At 44.0% G+C, this 17,700-nt stretch carries 19 protein-coding genes; 8 read left to right on the forward strand and 11 right to left on the reverse strand.

Annotation, left to right across the window (positions count from 1 at the left end; genetic code table 11):
• Position 1: 1 nt before the first annotated feature.
• Genes ACLWOR_RS12320 through ACLWOR_RS12330 form a run of 3 tightly spaced genes read left to right on the forward strand, consistent with a single transcriptional unit; the run spans position 2 to position 3,380 of the window.
• A complete protein-coding gene (locus ACLWOR_RS12320) occupies positions 2–1,060 on the forward strand; it encodes an ABC transporter ATP-binding protein (RefSeq protein WP_413941042.1) in 1,059 nt (352 codons plus the stop codon).
• Positions 1,057–2,433, forward strand: a complete 1,377-nt coding sequence (locus tag ACLWOR_RS12325) for an alpha-amylase (protein ID WP_413941043.1) — start codon at positions 1,057–1,059, stop codon at positions 2,431–2,433. Before ACLWOR_RS12320 ends, ACLWOR_RS12325 begins: the two co-directional genes overlap by 4 nt.
• Positions 2,433–3,380, forward strand: a complete 948-nt coding sequence (locus ACLWOR_RS12330) for an ROK family protein (RefSeq protein ID WP_413941044.1) — start codon at positions 2,433–2,435, stop codon at positions 3,378–3,380. The genes ACLWOR_RS12325 and ACLWOR_RS12330 overlap by 1 nt, the downstream gene beginning before the upstream one ends.
• A 12-nt stretch (positions 3,381–3,392) precedes the next feature.
• Here ACLWOR_RS12330 and ACLWOR_RS12335 read toward each other — a convergent pair whose 3' ends face one another.
• Entirely contained in the window at positions 3,393–3,773 is a 381-nt protein-coding gene (locus ACLWOR_RS12335) for a hypothetical protein (protein WP_413941045.1), read from the reverse strand.
• A 122-nt stretch (positions 3,774–3,895) separates the two neighbouring features.
• On the opposite strand from ACLWOR_RS12335, the gene ACLWOR_RS12340 reads away from it, so the two are divergent.
• Complete coding sequence (locus tag ACLWOR_RS12340; protein WP_413941046.1) at positions 3,896–4,318, forward strand: DUF962 domain-containing protein; 423 nt, start codon at positions 3,896–3,898, stop codon at positions 4,316–4,318.
• Between the two features lie 169 nt (positions 4,319–4,487).
• Positions 4,488–4,814, forward strand: a complete 327-nt coding sequence (locus ACLWOR_RS12345; protein WP_413941047.1) for a DUF2388 domain-containing protein — start codon at positions 4,488–4,490, stop codon at positions 4,812–4,814.
• On the opposite strand, the gene ACLWOR_RS12350 is transcribed toward ACLWOR_RS12345, so the two are convergent.
• From ACLWOR_RS12350 to ACLWOR_RS12360, 3 genes are read right to left on the reverse strand one after another with little or no spacing between them, the layout of a single operon-like run.
• Positions 4,811–5,128 carry a KH domain-containing protein gene (locus ACLWOR_RS12350; protein WP_413941048.1) on the reverse strand — a complete coding sequence of 106 codons (318 nt, stop codon included), beginning with the start codon at positions 5,126–5,128 and terminating at the stop codon, positions 4,811–4,813. The two genes, ACLWOR_RS12345 and ACLWOR_RS12350, sit on opposite strands and share 4 nt — an antisense overlap.
• A 4-nt stretch (positions 5,129–5,132) precedes the next feature.
• Complete coding sequence (locus ACLWOR_RS12355; RefSeq protein WP_413941049.1) at positions 5,133–6,002, reverse strand: alpha/beta hydrolase-fold protein; 870 nt, start codon at positions 6,000–6,002, stop codon at positions 5,133–5,135.
• Between the two features lie 45 nt (positions 6,003–6,047).
• Positions 6,048–6,446, reverse strand: coding sequence for a hypothetical protein (locus tag ACLWOR_RS12360; protein ID WP_413941050.1), 399 nt, complete (start codon positions 6,444–6,446; stop codon positions 6,048–6,050).
• A gap of 158 nt (positions 6,447–6,604) precedes the next feature.
• Here ACLWOR_RS12360 and ACLWOR_RS12365 point away from each other — a divergent pair, with 158 nt between their 5' ends.
• On the forward strand, positions 6,605–7,297 hold the full coding sequence (locus ACLWOR_RS12365) for a hypothetical protein (RefSeq protein ID WP_413941051.1): 693 nt from the start codon (positions 6,605–6,607) through the stop codon (positions 7,295–7,297).
• Positions 7,298–7,383: 86 nt separating this feature from the next.
• Here the strand turns inward: ACLWOR_RS12365 and ACLWOR_RS12370 are convergent, their stop codons facing one another.
• Positions 7,384–10,296 carry a M28 family peptidase gene (locus ACLWOR_RS12370; RefSeq protein ID WP_413941052.1) on the reverse strand — a complete coding sequence of 971 codons (2,913 nt, stop codon included), beginning with the start codon at positions 10,294–10,296 and terminating at the stop codon, positions 7,384–7,386.
• Positions 10,297–10,362: 66 nt separating this feature from the next.
• Positions 10,363–10,542, reverse strand: coding sequence for a hypothetical protein (locus ACLWOR_RS12375; RefSeq protein WP_413941053.1), 180 nt, complete (start codon positions 10,540–10,542; stop codon positions 10,363–10,365).
• Between ACLWOR_RS12375 and ACLWOR_RS12380 the strand changes: the two genes are divergently transcribed.
• Positions 10,541–11,023, forward strand: coding sequence for a hypothetical protein (locus tag ACLWOR_RS12380; protein WP_413941054.1), 483 nt, complete (start codon positions 10,541–10,543; stop codon positions 11,021–11,023). The two genes, ACLWOR_RS12375 and ACLWOR_RS12380, sit on opposite strands and share 2 nt — an antisense overlap.
• A gap of 1 nt (position 11,024) precedes the next feature.
• Here ACLWOR_RS12380 and ACLWOR_RS12385 read toward each other — a convergent pair whose 3' ends face one another.
• Positions 11,025–11,375 (reverse strand): hypothetical protein, encoded by a 351-nt coding sequence (locus ACLWOR_RS12385; RefSeq protein ID WP_413941055.1) that lies wholly within the window; start codon positions 11,373–11,375, stop codon positions 11,025–11,027.
• A gap of 213 nt (positions 11,376–11,588) precedes the next feature.
• Between ACLWOR_RS12385 and ACLWOR_RS12390 the strand changes: the two genes are divergently transcribed.
• The gene (locus ACLWOR_RS12390; RefSeq protein ID WP_413941056.1) at positions 11,589–12,644 is read left to right on the forward strand and encodes a methyltransferase; all 1,056 of its coding nucleotides are present in this window, start codon (positions 11,589–11,591) and stop codon (positions 12,642–12,644) included.
• Here the strand turns inward: ACLWOR_RS12390 and ACLWOR_RS12395 are convergent.
• From ACLWOR_RS12395 to ACLWOR_RS12410, 4 genes are all read right to left on the reverse strand, one after another.
• Entirely contained in the window at positions 12,627–13,223 is a 597-nt protein-coding gene (locus tag ACLWOR_RS12395) for an RDD family protein (RefSeq protein ID WP_413941057.1), read from the reverse strand. The genes ACLWOR_RS12390 and ACLWOR_RS12395 overlap by 18 nt on opposite strands.
• Positions 13,224–15,059, reverse strand: a complete 1,836-nt coding sequence (locus tag ACLWOR_RS12400) for a hypothetical protein (protein ID WP_413941058.1) — start codon at positions 15,057–15,059, stop codon at positions 13,224–13,226. It abuts the gene before it with no gap.
• A gap of 124 nt (positions 15,060–15,183) precedes the next feature.
• On the reverse strand, positions 15,184–15,828 hold the full coding sequence (locus ACLWOR_RS12405) for a L,D-transpeptidase family protein (RefSeq protein ID WP_413941059.1): 645 nt from the start codon (positions 15,826–15,828) through the stop codon (positions 15,184–15,186).
• Between the two features lie 233 nt (positions 15,829–16,061).
• Complete coding sequence (locus ACLWOR_RS12410; protein ID WP_413941060.1) at positions 16,062–17,615, reverse strand: hypothetical protein; 1,554 nt, start codon at positions 17,613–17,615, stop codon at positions 16,062–16,064.
• Positions 17,616–17,700 lie beyond the last annotated feature (85 nt).

The raw sequence follows: 17,700 nt of genomic DNA on the forward strand, positions 1-17,700 counted from the left end.
TATGGCACTTATTGAATTTTCAAAAATTTCTAAAAGTTTTGGCCCGGCTCATATTCTTAAAGGAATTGATCTTGAGATTTCTTCCGGCGAATTTTTAGTTCTGGTTGGACCTTCAGGGTGTGGAAAATCGACATTGCTGCGGACGCTGGCCGGTCTTGAATCTCCAGATTCAGGCGAAGTCCGAGTGAATGGTAAAAATATCACCAAGCAAGAACCGCAAGACCGAGATCTTTCTATGGTGTTTCAGAACTATGCGCTTTATCCACACATGAACGTGGCCGAGAACATGGGATTTTCTTTAAAGTTGCAAAAGAAATCAGCCAAAGAAATCGAATCACGAGTCAAAGAAATTGCTGAACTTTTGCAAATTGATCACTTGCTTGCAAGAAAACCAAAAGAACTCTCCGGGGGCCAAAGACAACGTGTAGCCCTTGGTCGCGCACTGACACGCCAAACTTCGATTGTTTTATTCGATGAACCTTTATCAAATTTAGATGCTCATCTGCGCAGTCAAATGCGCGTTGAGATCAAGCGCATCCACCAAAAAATCAAGAGTACAATGATTTATGTTACACATGATCAAATGGAAGCGACAACGATGGGTGATCGCATCGCTGTTCTTAAAGATGGTTTGGTGGAGCAAATCGGAACACCGAGTGAGATTTATCATCAACCTAAGAATCTTTTTATCGCGAGCTTTATTGGCTCTCCAGAGATGAATTTCATTGAAGGTGATTTGGTAAAACGTTTGCCATGGTCAGAAGCCCAACAGCCTAATCAAGTATTAGGTGTCAGACCAGAAGCGTTTAGAATTTCTCAAGGCGTGGCCAATTCAAACGAGTTGGAGCTTGGCAATTATCAAATCGAGCTTTCAGAAAATCTGGGCGGTCAAACAATGCTCCATGGTTCTTTAGAGGGGCAAAACGTTCGTATTTTAGTGGATTCATCTTATCAATTTGAATCAGGGCAAAAACTGAAACTTAAAATTGATCTGACTAAGGCTCACCTGTTTGATAAAAAAACAGGACTTAATCAACGTTTAAACAAGGGTCACGGATGAGTCTGAGATTCTTGATTCAGTTTATTTTAGTTTCGCTGATAAGCACCCAAGCCTTTGCGGGGTCACGCACCGTATTTTTGCAAATGTTCGAATGGCCGTGGAAAGATATCGCAAAAGAATGCGAAATCTATTTGGGACCTCAGGGTTTCTCAGCCGTCCAAGTTTCACCGCCGCACGAACATATTGTTTGGCAAAACCAACCTTGGTGGGTTCGCTATCAGGTTGTTAGTTATAAAATCGAATCACGAAGTGGCAACGAAGCTGAATTTGTCGACATGATCCAGAGATGTAAAAAAGCCGGCGTTGATATTTATGTCGATGCGGTGATTAATCATGCGACGGGAATCCCGGGTGGAGTTGGAATCGGAGGGTCTGCTTTTAGTCACTATGACTACCCTGGCCTTTATCAAATCCAAGACTTTAATCACTGCCATCGCAACGGCAACAACGATATTAAAAATTATGAAGACCGTTTCGAAGTTCAATACTGTGAGTTGCTGGATCTCGCTGATTTAGCCACAAGCTCACCGTATGTGCAGGGGAAGATTGCCGAGTATCTCAATCGCCTTTTGGATTTAGGCGTGGCAGGATTTCGCATCGATGCCGCCAAGCACATTCCAGCACAAGACTTAGAATCCATTTTATCAAAACTCAATCGCTCGGCTTATATTTATTCCGAAGTTATCCCATCAGGTGCCATTAGCTATGAAGAATACCTCGGTGCGGGTGATGTAATGGCCTATACCTATTCTGAAAGAATAGCTCACGCCGTGCGCACACTTGATATGAACGCACTTCTTCATGCGGCAGATGGTTTTCCTTCAACTGATCAGTCCGTGGTATTTTTGACCAATCACGACCTTGAAAGAAGCTCGAGTGTCCTTAGTTACAATGGTTCTGAGTCGCGACTTTATCGCCTAGCCCAGGTATTTTTATTGAGCTGGCCGTTTGGATATCCGCATCTTTACACAGGGTATTCGTATCAAGACAAGGAAGCCGGCCCTCCGCTTAATCAAAGTTTGCACACACTTGCAATTCTGGATGCAAATAACAATTGCCGAGCACCTTGGACCTGTGAACATCGCTTAGCTGAGGTAGCGGCTATGGTGAACTTCCGCAATCAAACGGATTCTCAATTCCATGTGCAAAATCTCTGGAATAATAACAGCGCGCTTGCTTTTAGCCGGGGAGATCTTGGCTTTGTGAGCATCAACTTTGGCTCAACGTACATGAATCAAAATTTTAAAACATCTCTTCCTGACGGAATTTATCACAACATCCTCTCCCCGACACAAACGTATCGTGTTCAAAGTGGACTTGTGCAAGTTTCTCTGACGCCACAATCAGCCGTGGTTCTTTTGCGAGGAAAATAATGGCGACTTATACGATTGGTCTAGATCTTGGTGGAACAAAACTTGCGGCAGCTTTGCTGGATCATAAAGGCGAAATGCTTGATTTTATCAAAGTGCCTGTAGACATGAAACGCGAAGGCTCACCGAGCAAAACGCAAAAACGCGTGATCAGTTTGATGTCTGATATCTCAATGGACTTCAAACGTCGCTTTCCAAAACAAACCTCAGGTCCCTCATTCAAAGGTATCGGACTTGCGAGCGCAGGTCCACTGAACACGGAACAAGGAAAACTTGTTAATCCCGTCAACTATCCTGGCTGGAAAGTCGTTCCGATCCGTGACCTTTTACAAGCTGAAGTCCAAAAGAATAAATTTAAAACGAAAGTATTCTTTCAACACGATGCAACTGCTGCAGCATTAGCGGAAGGCTGGGTTGGTGGCGCGCAAGGTATGTCCTCCTATGCTGTCGTCACTGTCGGCACCGGCGTGGGCACGGGATTGATTTTTAATGGCAAACCTGCGCAAAGCCGTGGAATGGGTTCTGAGTACGGTCACACTGTTGTCGACATCCGCGGTCTACAACAACAACCGGAAAAAATTCATCACAACACAGTTGAGGGAATCGCGTCTGGAACAGGACTTCTTCGCCGCGCACGCGACTTAGGATTTACGGGACAATCCATCGAAGAACTCACTTTGCTGGCAGATAAGAAGTACGATCTTCTTTACAAAGATATGTCGTGGGCTTTAGCCTGCCTTTGCTACAATTTGTCGATTGGCTATAATTTAGAAAAGATTTTTTTAAGCGGCGGTCTTATTAAAATTCGCGATCTTTATTTTAAAGATATGAAGTCTCACTATAAGAACTTGATCAGACAGGTCAACCCTGCTTTTGAATGTAAGATTGAAATTGCAAAAACCAAAAATCACGCGGGCGTTATTGGCGCGGGTTATTTGCCGCGCCTTTAGAAAAATCGCAAACTACTCGGCGATTTCGCAATCAAGATTATTATTAATCAACTGACTTGTTGAAGAGCCTTTAATGCGTGAACTAAAGTCGGTTAAAAGACCCGTATTCGCAGCTGTGAATTCAAAAATCGTGACTTGCTTTGGAGTCGAATTCCATTCACAAGATCCTTCAAGCTGAACTTTATTATGAGGTCCTTCAACAGAGCGAACATTGCAGTTTTTCACTTTATAATCGATGCAAGAATTTCCGCCCACACAAGCTTGTATGCGATCTGGAAAAACCGACAACGTGTAAGAAGTATTGTTTGAACTTGCGGTGGCTTCGCATTCAAAATGGCGAGCATTCGCAGAAAGAGAAACAGAACAAATAAGCGTTGCTAAAACGTATCTCATTTAAAACCCCTCACGTACTTTCTATAGACTCTTTCTGAGACCCAAGGGGTTGTCAACCACGCCTAGGTTGCTCCGTCCAGTTTCCATTTGAGAATATGGTAATTCGGATTTAACATAGCCCTATGCGAACACTTGAGAGCTGGCTTTCAGAATACAGCGAAAGCCATCAAAACAAGATGAATCAAAAGCTGCACAGAATCTGTGTCCCTGCGATTTTCTTTTCAATTTTAGGAATGCTCTGGGTTTTAAAATTAGGATTTCTGAACGCCGCGGTCGTGGTTGCCATTCTTATTTTACCATTCTACGTTCGTCTAGGAATAAAGGCCCTAAATCTGATCTTACCGCAACTCCTCGTGAGCTTTTTGATCCTCTTTTTTTGGGAACAGCAAACGACACTTTCGTGTCTTTTCTATTCTTGTCTTACGATCTTTGTTGTCGCCTGGATAGGTCAGTTTATAGGTCACAAAATCGAAGGCAAAAAACCTTCTTTTTTTAAGGATCTGCAGTTCTTATTGATAGGTCCACTTTGGATTTTTAAGAAGTAATTCCCCCCTCTTATCCATGTCCATAAAGACCCTTTCGCAGTGACTGCTTTTGTCCTTTTAAAACTGAATTGACAAAGGGGTGGGCCCCTAATCGCATTAAATAGATTTTAGGCTGGCATTTATCCTGCTTTGAAGGAACCCGTTAGCACATTTACCTAAGGAGTGTTTTATGAAAGTGTGGGCTATTCTTTTATCAATGGTTGTGGCTCAAACGGCAATGGCGATTCATCCTTCAGGGCTTACCGCAAGCTCACAGTCAACATTCTCAAAAGCTGTCGCTGGTGAAGATGCAGAAAGAAGAATCATCAGAGAAGCCAACGATGATGCTTTGACATTCATTGGCTCCGAAGGACAAATTCGCGGTTCACTTCTTGAGGACGCTATCAAGGTGATTCGCGAAAACCATCCTGATATGACAACTCATAGCGATGCTCAGCTTGCTGAAGCTATCGTGGAAGCTAACCGCGTTTACGACGAATCTAATAACGGCAATTAAACCGGGATTTCTACAATAGAACGGATACCATTTCGGGCTGTCATCGCATGAACGACAGCTCGAAGTCCCATGATAGTTTTCCCTTGAGATCCAATGATTTGTCCTAAATTTTCTTTAGCACAATCCACCCGATAGACAGTCGTCTTTGGTCCCACATAGGTTGTGACAGTCACCGTGTCTGGTTGATCCACCAACAGCCTGACGATTCTATCGATCAAGAGTCGAATCTCCTCGCGGTATTCATCTGGATTGATATCTGCGCCCTTTACCTTGCCTTCGCGATTCACGTATCTGAAAGGTTCCATCTCTGCCATAAGGCTAATCCTCCATGATGAAATCCGCTGCCGAATTACGATCGAACATACAATGAGGTCCTGGTACTGGTACCCACTGTAAACTGAAGATTTTCTGAAGGGCACTTGTCTTTTGAAATCTTTGTGCACCCTCATAGAAACCAAAACTGTCTCGCCAACCAATAGAAATATAAAATTTCGGTTTGTGGGGAGACTTGTAGTTTTTGATCATTCGCAAAGGATCGTGGTCTTCCCAATCCCGATCATCGGTAAATATCTGACGAGAAATTCGAATCATCCTACGCACTAAACTGGGACATGCTCCGGTTCGGCGAATATAAGCGCTCACTTCACGATTTGAATCATAGGGCCCCACAGTTGAAATAGCAGGACAAAGAAGAGCAATTCGCGTGAACATACGCGGTTCTCGCAGGCCCACCTGAATCGCATTGTATCCTCCCATGGAAAGACCAATGAGTTTTCTTTTTCCGTTTTGCAAACCCCCGACTTTGTTTTCTAAAAAAGGAACCGCGACGTATTTAAAATAACTCAGAAGCTTAAAGCGATCGTTGTCGATCAGAGCCCAATCAGGACCAAACGAAATCGAAATCATCATCGGATCATATCCTTGGTAACTCCAGCGCCGTTGCATCGCCATCGTCATAAAATAATAGCGATACCACTGATCTGCATCCCCACCAGATCCATGAAAGTAATAGACGATGTCCTTTGTGTTTTGACGGTTTGTTTTGCGAAGGCAGTAATTAAAACGCACGCCTTTGAGATTTGCCTGATCACAAGAATAACCAGGTTCAAATTCAGCTTGAGTTTGATCTTCAGAAGCGAAGACCGAAACAGAAAGGAAAATAACCAGAAATAAAGAGACGAACTTCATGGAAGACCCCCTTTGCAAAGAGGGTCACGCCGCGTTCAAGGGAAATCAATTTGCAATCTCGAAATCCTCGCGCACTCTGTGTTTAGACACCAGCACTTGTTCCCCTGTCTCTAAGCAACGCAAATAGAAATGATTGTAACCTCTATTCGTCACTACGAATTTTCGTGGCTTCATCGGTGTTAGCTTTTTCGCAAGCACCGCGCCGATGTCTAAAGTCTCATACTGATCGAGCATCTTCTTTGCGACTTGGCTGCGATAAAAATGCAACCACAAAGCAATCAACACAAAGATCACACCCACCAACCCTGAAAGCGACCAATGAATTTTCTTTTCCATCAACCAAGTAAACGATACCGGCGCGAGCACAGAGACCAGGACTATAGTGCCTGTTAACAGTCTTTCTTGCTTTTGGTATTTTTTAAAATCTTCAACAAACGAACTCATAAGTCGAGAATTCCTTACTACTTTAGGTGGGACTTCAATAGAAACACAAAAGGTTAAAATTTGCCGAGTCCAGATTTCGTTAATTTTTTGTTTGGTTTTGCTTCTCTTGCTGACAGCGGCTTTGAAGTCAGTTTTCCTAAATGTATGAGGAGTACGTTATGAAATTAGTTTTGCTACTTCTGTTGGGTTTGAGCACGAAAACGTGGGCCGCAGATGAAAGTGTGAGTGGATGTCCCGATAGAGTCGAAAGACATGGCACCATCCAGATCCAACAAAATCTTTCGGGGTCCAATGTTTGTTTTCTCAGCGTTAGCAACTACAAAGTTTCAGGCGGAGTTTACCGAAATTACCTTTTCACAGGTGATGGTAGTTTGATGATCTTTAACTCTTATGGTTGGGGCGATGATTCCGACTCCACAGGAGCTCGCGAATACTTCTTCTTCCCACGTAAATCGTCAGAGCCGACTTTTAAATGGAATTCAGAAACACGTCGCCTTGAAGTGACAGCTGTATCTGGTGATCAGTTTTATTTTGACTATGAAACTGGCGAAATGATTGCAGCTAGTAAAGGTAAAGTCACAGTAGCTCCAGAAGTTCGTCCAGACAATAAAGGTGGAGTTGAAATCTCTCAATATCAGGGTCTTTTGCTCGATATTGGCTTTTCAGTAGGAAGAGCGCCCTCTTCAAGACAAAGTGCTTATTCAACATTTAAAGATGCACAGGGCGCTTCTTGCTCAATCAAAAATCCACAATTATTCACATACAAATCAAGCGGCGACGTCTATTTCCGCTACAATGATACAAATCTATCGGCATTCTTGAAAAAGAACTGCCCAAAACTACAGTTCTAAAGTTACCAAGGACCGACGGCCATTATGGCCGTCAGTAAGACCTCTCGGGGCGGAAAGACTCCAAATCCCAAGAGCAGCTGATAAAACTACTCCTTTAACTTAGGAGTGATTTTAAGTTCTTCAATCTTTCCAGCACGACGAACTTTAATCGAAGTCTCTTTATTCGGCTTCACAGCCTGCAAAGTATAAACATAGTCATACAGATTTTCGATTTTCGTTCCGTCAAATTCTACGATGATATCGTTCTCTTTAAGTCCTGCATCCTCAGAAGGACTTCCTTTGGAAACTCCAGAGATACGCACCCCTTGAACGCCCTCTTGGCTATAATCAGGGATTGTGCCTAAATAAACGCGGAATGCACGACCTTCCAATTTATTTTGCGAACTTCCAACCTTCACGTATTTTACCATTGGAATGGATGAGTCTGTTAGAAGACCTGTCAGTCCTTGAACAACCGACAAAACCTTCAAGACACCTTGGTAATTTATCAAATCTGGAATGTCGCGAGGCGTGTGATATTCAGCATGGGATCCAGTGAAGAAATTCACCGTCGGTACTTGCGCCAAATAAAATGCCATTGAATCCGTTGGTAAATAAGGATCTTCTTGAACTGTTAACGGAACAGCCGTGCGAACTCCCACCTCTTCAACCAATGAAGACCAGTTATCTGCAGATGCCACGCCTTGAACAAACAAGCGATCTTTCAGACGACCAATCATGTCCATGTTGATGTAAGCCTCTGTGCCCGCAGGTAGTTTTTTAGCAAAATGGGAAGAACCAAGATTTCCTAATTCCTCCCCAGACCATACCGCAAAGTATAAGTTCTTCTTTAAGAGATGCGGAGAAGTCTTTTGCAAGTTGGCGTAATAGTGCGCAAGTTCCATCACACCTGAAACCCCGGAAGCATTGTCATCAGCCCCCACATGGGCACGCCCTAGATCGCCACCTTTCGCCAAAGAACTGCCGAATTGGCCAAAGCCCAAGTGATCACCATGAGCACCGATCACGACCGACGACTTCGCATTCGGCACCGCAAGTTTCGCCACGACATTCACGCCAGTCGATTTTTGGAATTGCAAATCCACTTGCGCCTTAATGTAAGCTGAAGGAATTGCAAAACCTTCTGGCATTTCACCACGGTCTAATTGCTTTTGAAGCAATGAAAGATCTTGGCCCGCGTATTTAATCATATCGACTGCGGTCGCCGTTGAAAGTCGAATGACTGCCAAAGAACTTTCAGAAAGAGATCCTTCAAATTTTAATTTGCCAAAACGCTCAGGCAAACCACTCTCAGGTCCATTTACAACCAAAAGACCAATAGCTCCTTCATTTTTAGCCACAGTGACTTTGTGTTGAAGACGCGCATACAAATTCAAATACTGGCGACGAACCGGAACTACATCATTCGGAAGATCCGAAAGCACAATGACCCACTTGCCTTTTACATCCAGACCTTTGTAAGAGTCGTAAGCAGCCTCTTTATCACTAGCAGGAGCTTTGATACCGTAACCGGCAAAAACAATCGGAGCTTCTCTTAATGCCCCAACCATGGAGAAAGAAACAGGCTCGAAGTCTTTAGAAACTTCGTATTTCTTTTTGTATGACCCTACAACTTCAAGTTGATTCATAGCACCTAGACTCACACCTGAAGTAAATTCGAAGGTGTCGATGAACGAACCTTTTGCGCCGGCTCCAACCAATCCCCAGGACCTCAAGGCTTGCGTGAGCTTTTCTGTATAAAGCTTTTCTTCTGCCGTGCCTGTGCCACGTCCTTGAAGTGTTGAGCTTGAAAGATAATAAATCCATTTCTTGATGTCTTCGACACGGATCTCTGGCTTTAAAGATCCCGCTAACGGATCTTGCGCTGGAAGCTTTAAAAGCTGGCGAGCCTTTGCATCATCCCACTTTGCCATCAGGATTTGTGAATCACCTTTCTCACTTCGATGAGTCCAAGAAAGGCCATTGCCATCTGGAGTAAAGACAGGAAGACCATCGAAGCCTTCGTCGAATGTCACACGAACTGGCTTTTGCTTTCCTTCGGAATCCACGATGAAAAGCTCAAAATTGGAATAACCCAGAACACTTGAACCAAAGATGATGTAATCACCTGATGGATGGAAAAACGGAGCCCACGACATCGACTTAAGATTCGTGACTTGCTTTTGTTCTGTGCCATCGATGTTCATAGTAAAGATCTCAGCCGTCGATCCGTTCGGGGAGAAACGACGCCAAGTGATCTTTTTACCGTCAGCACTGAAGAAAGGCCCTCCATCGTAACCTTTTGAATCGGTTAAACGCTTAACCTGAGTTCCATCTGCTTTCATGATGTAAATATCCATCATGTATGAGCTGTCTTGATCAAAAAGCTTTTTATCTTCCGCGGATAATTTCTCTGTGTAGCCTGCGCGGTTCGATGCAAATGCAATCCATTGACCGTCCGGAGAATAAGAACCCTCAGCATCATAACCCATGTCTTTCGTGAGGCGTCTGATATTTTTGCCGTTCAGGTCGGATGTGAAAATGTCATAACTCGGATCAAAGCTCCAAGAGTAACGAGCCTTCACGGCTTTTTTACGATTGTCGTATTCCTCTTGAGTTTTTTTGTCTGTTTCTGGATCCAGATGTGTTGATGAGTACATCACCTTTTTCATTGATGGATGAATCCAGCCACACGTCGTTTTACCTTTACCCGGAGAAACACGAGTTGTTGCACCCGACTCTAAATTCATCACGAACATCTGATAAAAAGGATTTCCGGGCTCTCTTTCACTTTGAAAGATCATCCATTTTCCATCCGGACTAAAGTAGCCTTCGCCTGATTTTGGACCCACGAACGTCAACTGGCGAGAATCTTGGATAAGACCATGAGACTCATTCAAAAAAGTATCGTGAGAAGTTTTCTCTGCAGACTTTGTCGCACCAGATTTTGTTTCCATAAATTGGCAGGACGAGAGAACAATAAAGAGCGAATATGTAAGAAGAACTTTAACTTTTTTCATAGCCCAGGTAGGCTAGTAAAAGCAGGTTTTGAAGTCAAAGAAAAGGGGTGTTTTCATGAGAGGTATTCAATGGGTTTTCATCTCCCTTTTAGTGACGAGCTGCGCCGCCCCTAACAAAAGTACTCCTTCTGCTTCACAGAGCACCCCTTCAACCTCTACTGCTGTTGTTTCATCGAAAAGTTTTTCGGTTTCTTCTAAGGCTTTTACGCCCGTTCCTTTTATAGCCCACAGCGAAGCCAAACCCATGAAGTCCTATATCGCGATGAATCTGCCTTATCCGGTTTTCTCTGACGCCAGAAAAGACCTTGAGAAACATTTAGGACAAAGCCTTCTTCACAGAGACGAAGCCCATATTACTGTTATTACGCCGCCTGAGTATGACAAGGTTCTCAAAAAACGCATCGGCATTCAGGAGCTGAATAGCTTGGCGGAAAAACGCAATTTACAACAGACGGCTTTTAAAATTTCATGCGTCGGCAAAGGTAATGGTCAGGTCGATGGCGCGACTCATTCGACCTATTATCTTGTTGTAGACTCAGAGGGATTGCTTGCTTACCGCAAAGAAGTTCAGAAGCTTTATATTTCGCGCGGAGGACGCGCTTTGGATTTTAATCCCGATCTCTTTTTCCCACACGTGACTTTGGGATTTACTAAAAGAGACCTTCATCTTGAAGACGGTGTGACGAAGGATGCGAATAGCTGCATCCTTCCTGTCAGCATGAAGTGATCTAGAACGTTGAACCAAGAACTTGATCAAGACCCGCATTCGCGCCTGAACCTAGCCCGCGCAAAAGTGTGTTTCTCTCAATCAAAGAACCATCGCGGAACTCACAAACTTCAAAAGTCTGCCCGTTCGTATCTTGACCTCGAACAGTCACAGCACCGGCATGCTCACAAGTTTTACCAGAAGTTGTTTTATAGACGCGAATTGCCTGATAAGGTCCTTGACCTGTCCTAAAGCTTAAAAGCGCGTGGGCGCCGATACCAGCGGCTCCAAAGAAACAAAGGGGAAGATCATCGGTTTTATCTTCTTTTTGGGGCGCCCAGAACTGGCCGCCGAGGCGAACGCAGGTTCTCATAAGGGGGTTCGTATTGACTGCGAATGCCGAGCCTGACACTAGAAGAACTATAAGGGACAATAAAACTCTCATCATAGAGCAAATCTCCTGGTAAGATGTCGAAATATCGCAGGAACCCTATTTATGCAAGTCAAACCCATTTCGAACGCTACAAGTACATGTCCACAGCAATCCACGTGTTCTGGATGCTCATACCTAGGGGACACCTATGACTTGCAAATTAAGCGCAAACTGAACGATCTTGAAGGTCATTTGCAGGCATTTCAGTTGTCGTTTCATGGAAACACTCAGATTCTTTCTGCAGGTCATGAGGGTCTAAGAGACCGTTTGGATTTTACGTGGCAAGAAGGCCGCTTTGGTCTTTTTGAAAAAACCTCCCGCAATATTGTCGATATCACTTTATGTTCGCAACTCTCGCCAGAATTACAAGTTTGGTTGAATGAGTTCCGTAACATCAAATGGCCTGTTCAAAAAGCATCTATTCGCCTCAGAGTCGGCCCGCAAGAGCAACGGGGAGTTTGGCTCGATCTTGCGAACATCGATATTAAAACATTGCTTGATGAACAGTCGATTTTAAGATCTTTGCAGGAAAAAGCCTTTGTTGAAATGGGTCAACGCAGAAAAGTTCCTGAATGGACAGGTCCAGCCTACAAACTTCGTGACCCAGAACTGAATGTTTGGTTTCAAACATGGATGCATGATGAAGCTGTGAACCTCTTCTGTCATGTGGCGAGCTTTACTCAACCCAGTTTAAAGGCGAACAAACTCATCTCTGAGCAAATTCAAGAGTGGTTGAAAAATCATTCGGGCATTCGTGTAATTGAATTTGGATCGGGGATTGGCAATCTCACCTTCCCTGCCCTGGCTGTCGCCGAGAGCCTTACGGCATGTGAAGTGGATCGTCTTTCTTTAGATGGGCTGCAAAAAACTTGGGAAACACTTCCTCAAAATATCAAACGCAAAAGTGGAGAACTTAAAATTCACGCTGGTGATTTCCAGAAAAAAATCACACAAGATTTTTCCGAGTTTGATTTGATCTTGGCAAATCCTCCGCGCTCAGGCCTCATGGGTTTTATTGATTCCCTAGAGAGCCTGCAAGAATCACAACGTCCACCTTATTTCTTGTATATGTCGTGCTTTCCCGAATCAATGGCGAAGGATTTATCGCGCCTAAAACAATGGGGATATGAAATTGCAGAGATGAGTTTGTTGGATCAGTTTCCACAGACGCAGCACTATGAAGTGCTGACTTTACTTCAAAGAAAATAAACGAAGACCCGAGATCTTACCCGCAAGATCAAGACCCAAGATCAAAGACAACACAGGCAATGTCACAAGCCCTGTGATCAGAATCAATGTGCTTCTCCATGCGACACGCAGGATGTAGTTTGCACGGAGGCGTTCTTGTGGCTGCCCCAAACGCAGATCACAAGCCCATTCCCCAACTGTCGAACCTAAAACAGAACGAACGACGATCATGTAGGCCCAGGCACAAAGAGCAAAGACTTCGAGAAATAATATCACGCGATGTTGATTTTGGGTCACACTGCCGATGAGAGCCCCAAAATCAGTGCGCATTAAAAAAGAAAAAGCCGCCATAAAAATGCTGCTAATAGAAATTAGAATCAAGCAATCGATCATCGAAGCAAACCATGACCAAAGAGCTAATTTATAACCTTTACGACGTGACGGTCCACCTTGAAAACCTGTTCCGTTTTCAAAGTGCATCACACGACGACCACGGAAAAGATCTAAGGCTGGTCCTCTACGACGAATAAGAGGGTCCTTTTCAGGAACCCTCTCATTGTTTGGTATTTTAATTTTCTCTTGATCCTTTTCTGGGATCATCTAGCGAACTCCCGATCCCATTCCTGGAAGAGCTTCCAGGCCGCCGCCCTCAGAGTTCAACTCTGGCTCTGGCAGAACATCAATCGGTGGCAACGTACACACGTTGTTGATGATTTGTTTTGGTGGAGCACATGCTGGCGGATTGATCGGCGTCACCGGCTCTGTTGGAGTTGTCGGTGTTGTACCTGGATCCGTCGCGACAGGTGGAGTATATTCGTTTTTATTTTTGTCTTTATCTTTGTCTTTATCAAAGATTTTCCAAAGAGCGAAAGCACCTAAAAGACCAGCACCTACCCACCATACAATTGGCGGAATACAAAGGAAGTGCTCACACTTTTTATCTTCTTCTTTTGGTTCGCCTTCTTTAGCACCAGGAATCACCGCACCCGCACCAGCTGCTACCACAGCGATTGGACTACAAATAGGACCTGTTGTTCCATCTTCTTTTTGACCTGGTTTTTCTTCAGTACCCTCTGGGCAACTACAAGGATTTTTTGGATCATTCGTAGGTTGCGAACCTGGCTTGTCAATATCGCAAGAGTTCACAGCCACTGGTTGATCTCCAGGAGGCAAGATCACAGGAGTTGGATTTGTTACGAACGCTTGCAGGTCAAATGCACGCGTGCGAATCGCATCACAGGCCCACTGTTGGTCCTTACGTTGTTTTTGGATTGATTTAAGTGGATCGTTATCACACTCACCAACAGCATCGTTGATGTATTTTTTAAGATCCGTCAAGAAAGGGGCAATTTCAGACAACTGTGTCTCTGAAATTTTATCTTCGCTATTTAGGATCAAGTTTACGCTCTTACCACGTTTGGCAAGATAAGACTCAACGATACGTTTTTTGTCTTGAGCATTTTTAAGTGGAGAGTATTTATCAGATCCACAAATCGCCGTTGCATTTTTTCTTTGTGCAGATGGCACACAGAAGTTGCTACCGTCAGATTTGTAACCGTAAACCATCGGATTACAAGGTTGGTCGTTACCAGGGCAGCTTGCGATACTTGCTGACTTAGCAGCTGTATAATGCTTTTCACCTTCAACTGCACCACCGCACGAACCATTCTCTCCGTAAAGAGTCAGGTAACCGGCGTAAACGCAAGGCTTACCAGTCAAGTTTGAAGCAGCTTCAGCTTCATCCCCGAACAAGATTGAAAGCGCATATTCATACTTATTATTAAGATCATTCAAAGCCTGCGCGCCATATTTTGTTTTATAAACATTTTGAGCAGCTTGAACTGCAAGACGTACTTTTACGAAGTACTCAGCACGTTGACGAGGCAATAGTTTTGCGAATTCTTTTGGAGACAAGATAAAGTCTTTACCCAATTGATTTTGCATTTTAAAGGCAACGCCTTTGGAAAGCGAGGCATCAGAAGTGATGATCTTTTTGATCAATGGATGAACGTCATCATACTTGGTGAGTTCTTTGCGAGAGTACACAACGTTTCCGATTTTCATCGGCTTATCACGATCGCCCGTGAGCGTGATTGTCATGTTTTTACCTTCATGACTGAACATCAAGCGAACTTGTTCTTGGCCGTCAGAACCTTTTACGAAAGTCGCATTTAGCTTTGGCATCTTTTCGTTACGATAAATCGCAACCCAAGAATCCATTGCTGAACGCATTTTTGGTGGATAAGCATGGCGAACCTGCTTCCAGAATTCTCCAACTGTGACTTGTGACGACAAACCCGTCTTTTTCACAAATTCATTGAACTGATCACGTTGTGATTTTGCGGCTTTACCGTGCGCGACTGGCGCAATACACATCGTAACAGTCGATGCGATACATGCAGTTGCTTTCAACCAACGAAGGGGCTTCCATCTCATAATGACCTCGTATTTTGATTCTTTTCGGTACAGGGACCGAAAAACTTAACAAGAACCAAGACTTCTAAGTCATATGTTAAATGAAATACTATTTAAAACGGAGTTATTCTTGAATCAGTCCAGACTAGGGTCTAGGTGCTTCATAGCGAAAGCGTGGGGGCGGCTCAACCTCAGACATTTTGCAGGTTTCGATCAGAGTTCCCTTTTCCACGAGGCTATAAACTTCCTCAATTTCCTCATCCGTTACAGCAATACACCCACTGGTCCAATCCATCGGATGCATACCACGAATGATATCAGAGTACTTACTTGGATTCGGCAGACCATGAATCATAATGTCGCCACCAGGACTTTGCCCTCGCGCACGAGCAAAAGCGATGTCACGTGCGTTGGGATAAGAAACTTCAAGACTTAGATGAAATTTACTGTTCGGATTTTTACCGCTGATAAAGTAAATACCCTCTGGAGTTTTACGATCACCTTGAAATTGTTTGTGACCGCGACGAGTGGTCCCGAAAGCCACGGTATATTTACGAAGAAGAGTTTCTCCCGAAATCAGATACATTTCTTTACGATCTTTAGAAACCACGATGCGTTCGATCTCAAGACGTTCGCGCTTAATTCGCTCTTTGCTTTCACGAGTGCGATCCAAAAGTTTATCGACGCGAGTGATATCATCACAAAATTTATACGAACGATTTCCAGTGTTCGATGCCAAAGCCCCACTCGCCATTAAGAAAACAATCGTAAAAACACTCAGCTTTTTCATAGGAACTTGTATAACACAAACAACCCCCCACAAGCCCCTTTAAAATCCGCAATGAAAAAAAAGGTGCCCGGTGACTTTTTTGGAACGCATACTGTCGAATCCGGACGCTACTGATCAAATAGACGCAAAAAGGCGTCCGATTAGAAAAAATACAGAACGCCTATACAGGTCGATTAGCCGAAATCTTAATTGAAAAAGAACCCGGAAAACGAAAAAGTCACCGGGTACCTTTTTTAGCGTTCAAGGGATCCGCAGCTGGCGATACAGGACTCTTTGGCTAATGAAACTCGCGTCGTCATACAGGCGCTAGTACCTTTATGGCGAACCACGGAAAGTGTTCCTAGGTTTGGCGTATAGGTTTTGCCACTGAATTTCGCTAGGCACGCATAATAGGCGTACTTCTCAAGCCCCGCCTTCATTTTTTCACTTGTCGGAAGGTAGTCACGTGCTTCGAAATAGTTAATCCCAACAGCCCCTTTGCTTGGAGAACTTTGCGCCACAACGAAATCAAATACGTTTGATTTCAGCTTCGCACAGTCGGATTCTTTCGTGATCGAACCAATCCCGAATGGATCTATGCCTGCCTTATCAATCAAAAGGACGTGTCCAGGAACAGCTACGATATCACCCGCTTTAATAGAAGAACTCGAGGAGACTGTGATTTTTGATAAACACGTCAGACCATTTTTAGAAGGTTCAACATAAGCCGTCGATCCCCATGCCCAAGAGTCCGAAGCCTTCAGTGCACGTCCCTCTTTAAGCCTTAAGCCCGCTGTTGCTAGCGAAGAGTATACATATGCTGAACAGTCGATCCCTAAAACACTTGTACCACTGCCGTTATTTTTAAAAAGATCAATAGCTGCTATGCTGGAAGTTGTTGCATAAGGCTTTCCGCCGTAGTCGTAAATCAAGGGGCTTTGGCGCACATTGAAGCAACTCGAACCATAGCTGGTCACATTTTTAATGTACGGATGAGTGCTTTGCACTTTGCTTAAACTTGCAATCGTGCGTTTATTACCGACGCCATCCGAATGTCTTCCGGTAATTTGAATACCTTCAAGATCTGGAGTTTGATCATTCATCGAAGGCAATTGCACACTCTGACAAGATTGATAGGCTGTCGCAAAAGTCCAACGCCCACCAAACACAGCGAGTGATTCACCTTTCGCCAGAGCTTGTTGTTTATGATAAGCATAATCACGATTGGATTCTGGAACAGTTCCTTGATCCGGAGTTGTGGGTTGAGTAGGAGTTTCAGTTCCCGCTGAGCTGTTGTCTTTGTCATCACTTGGGGTCGAAGGATTACAGGCTAGGTCCAAGCTCTCAACAGTTTTACTTAAACTTGTTAACTGACCACGAACTTTATCCTGCATGTAAGAGCGGAAAACTGTTGTACGGTCTCCGACGTCAATTGCGGAAAGCAAAATCAAGAGATCTTCAGGTGTTTCAGCGCGCTCCCCATTCGGAGCCTCCGAAAGCAACGTTTCTACAACTTGATCCAAATTACCCAAAAGACGATTTTGTTGATCTTGAGAGAATTGTGGATTCTCAGATGCCAGTTTATCCACTTGCGCATGCAAAGCATCTTTAAGCTCTCCCGCAGTGGGAATACTTTGTTGTTCGATCAGATATGACTTCAAGCCATCCCAAAGTTTTTCTTCCAGCTTTTGATCTTTGCAGGCAATGTTGTCAGTCGTTTGTGATGCCAAGTTTTCAATTGCTTGATTCCCAGGGGAGCAGGCTGTCATAAGCCCCGTCAGCGTCAGATAGAGTGCATATTTTCTCATGCTGCTTTTATCGGCAGCTTAAGGAAATGAAATGACCGTCCTCACAAATTTTAGACTCGACTCGACCAAAAAATAGTCACTATAA

The sequence above is a fragment of the Bdellovibrio sp. HCB2-146 genome (assembly GCF_047345725.1).
In the GTDB taxonomy this organism is placed as follows: Bacteria; Bdellovibrionota; Bdellovibrionia; order Bdellovibrionales; family Bdellovibrionaceae; genus Bdellovibrio.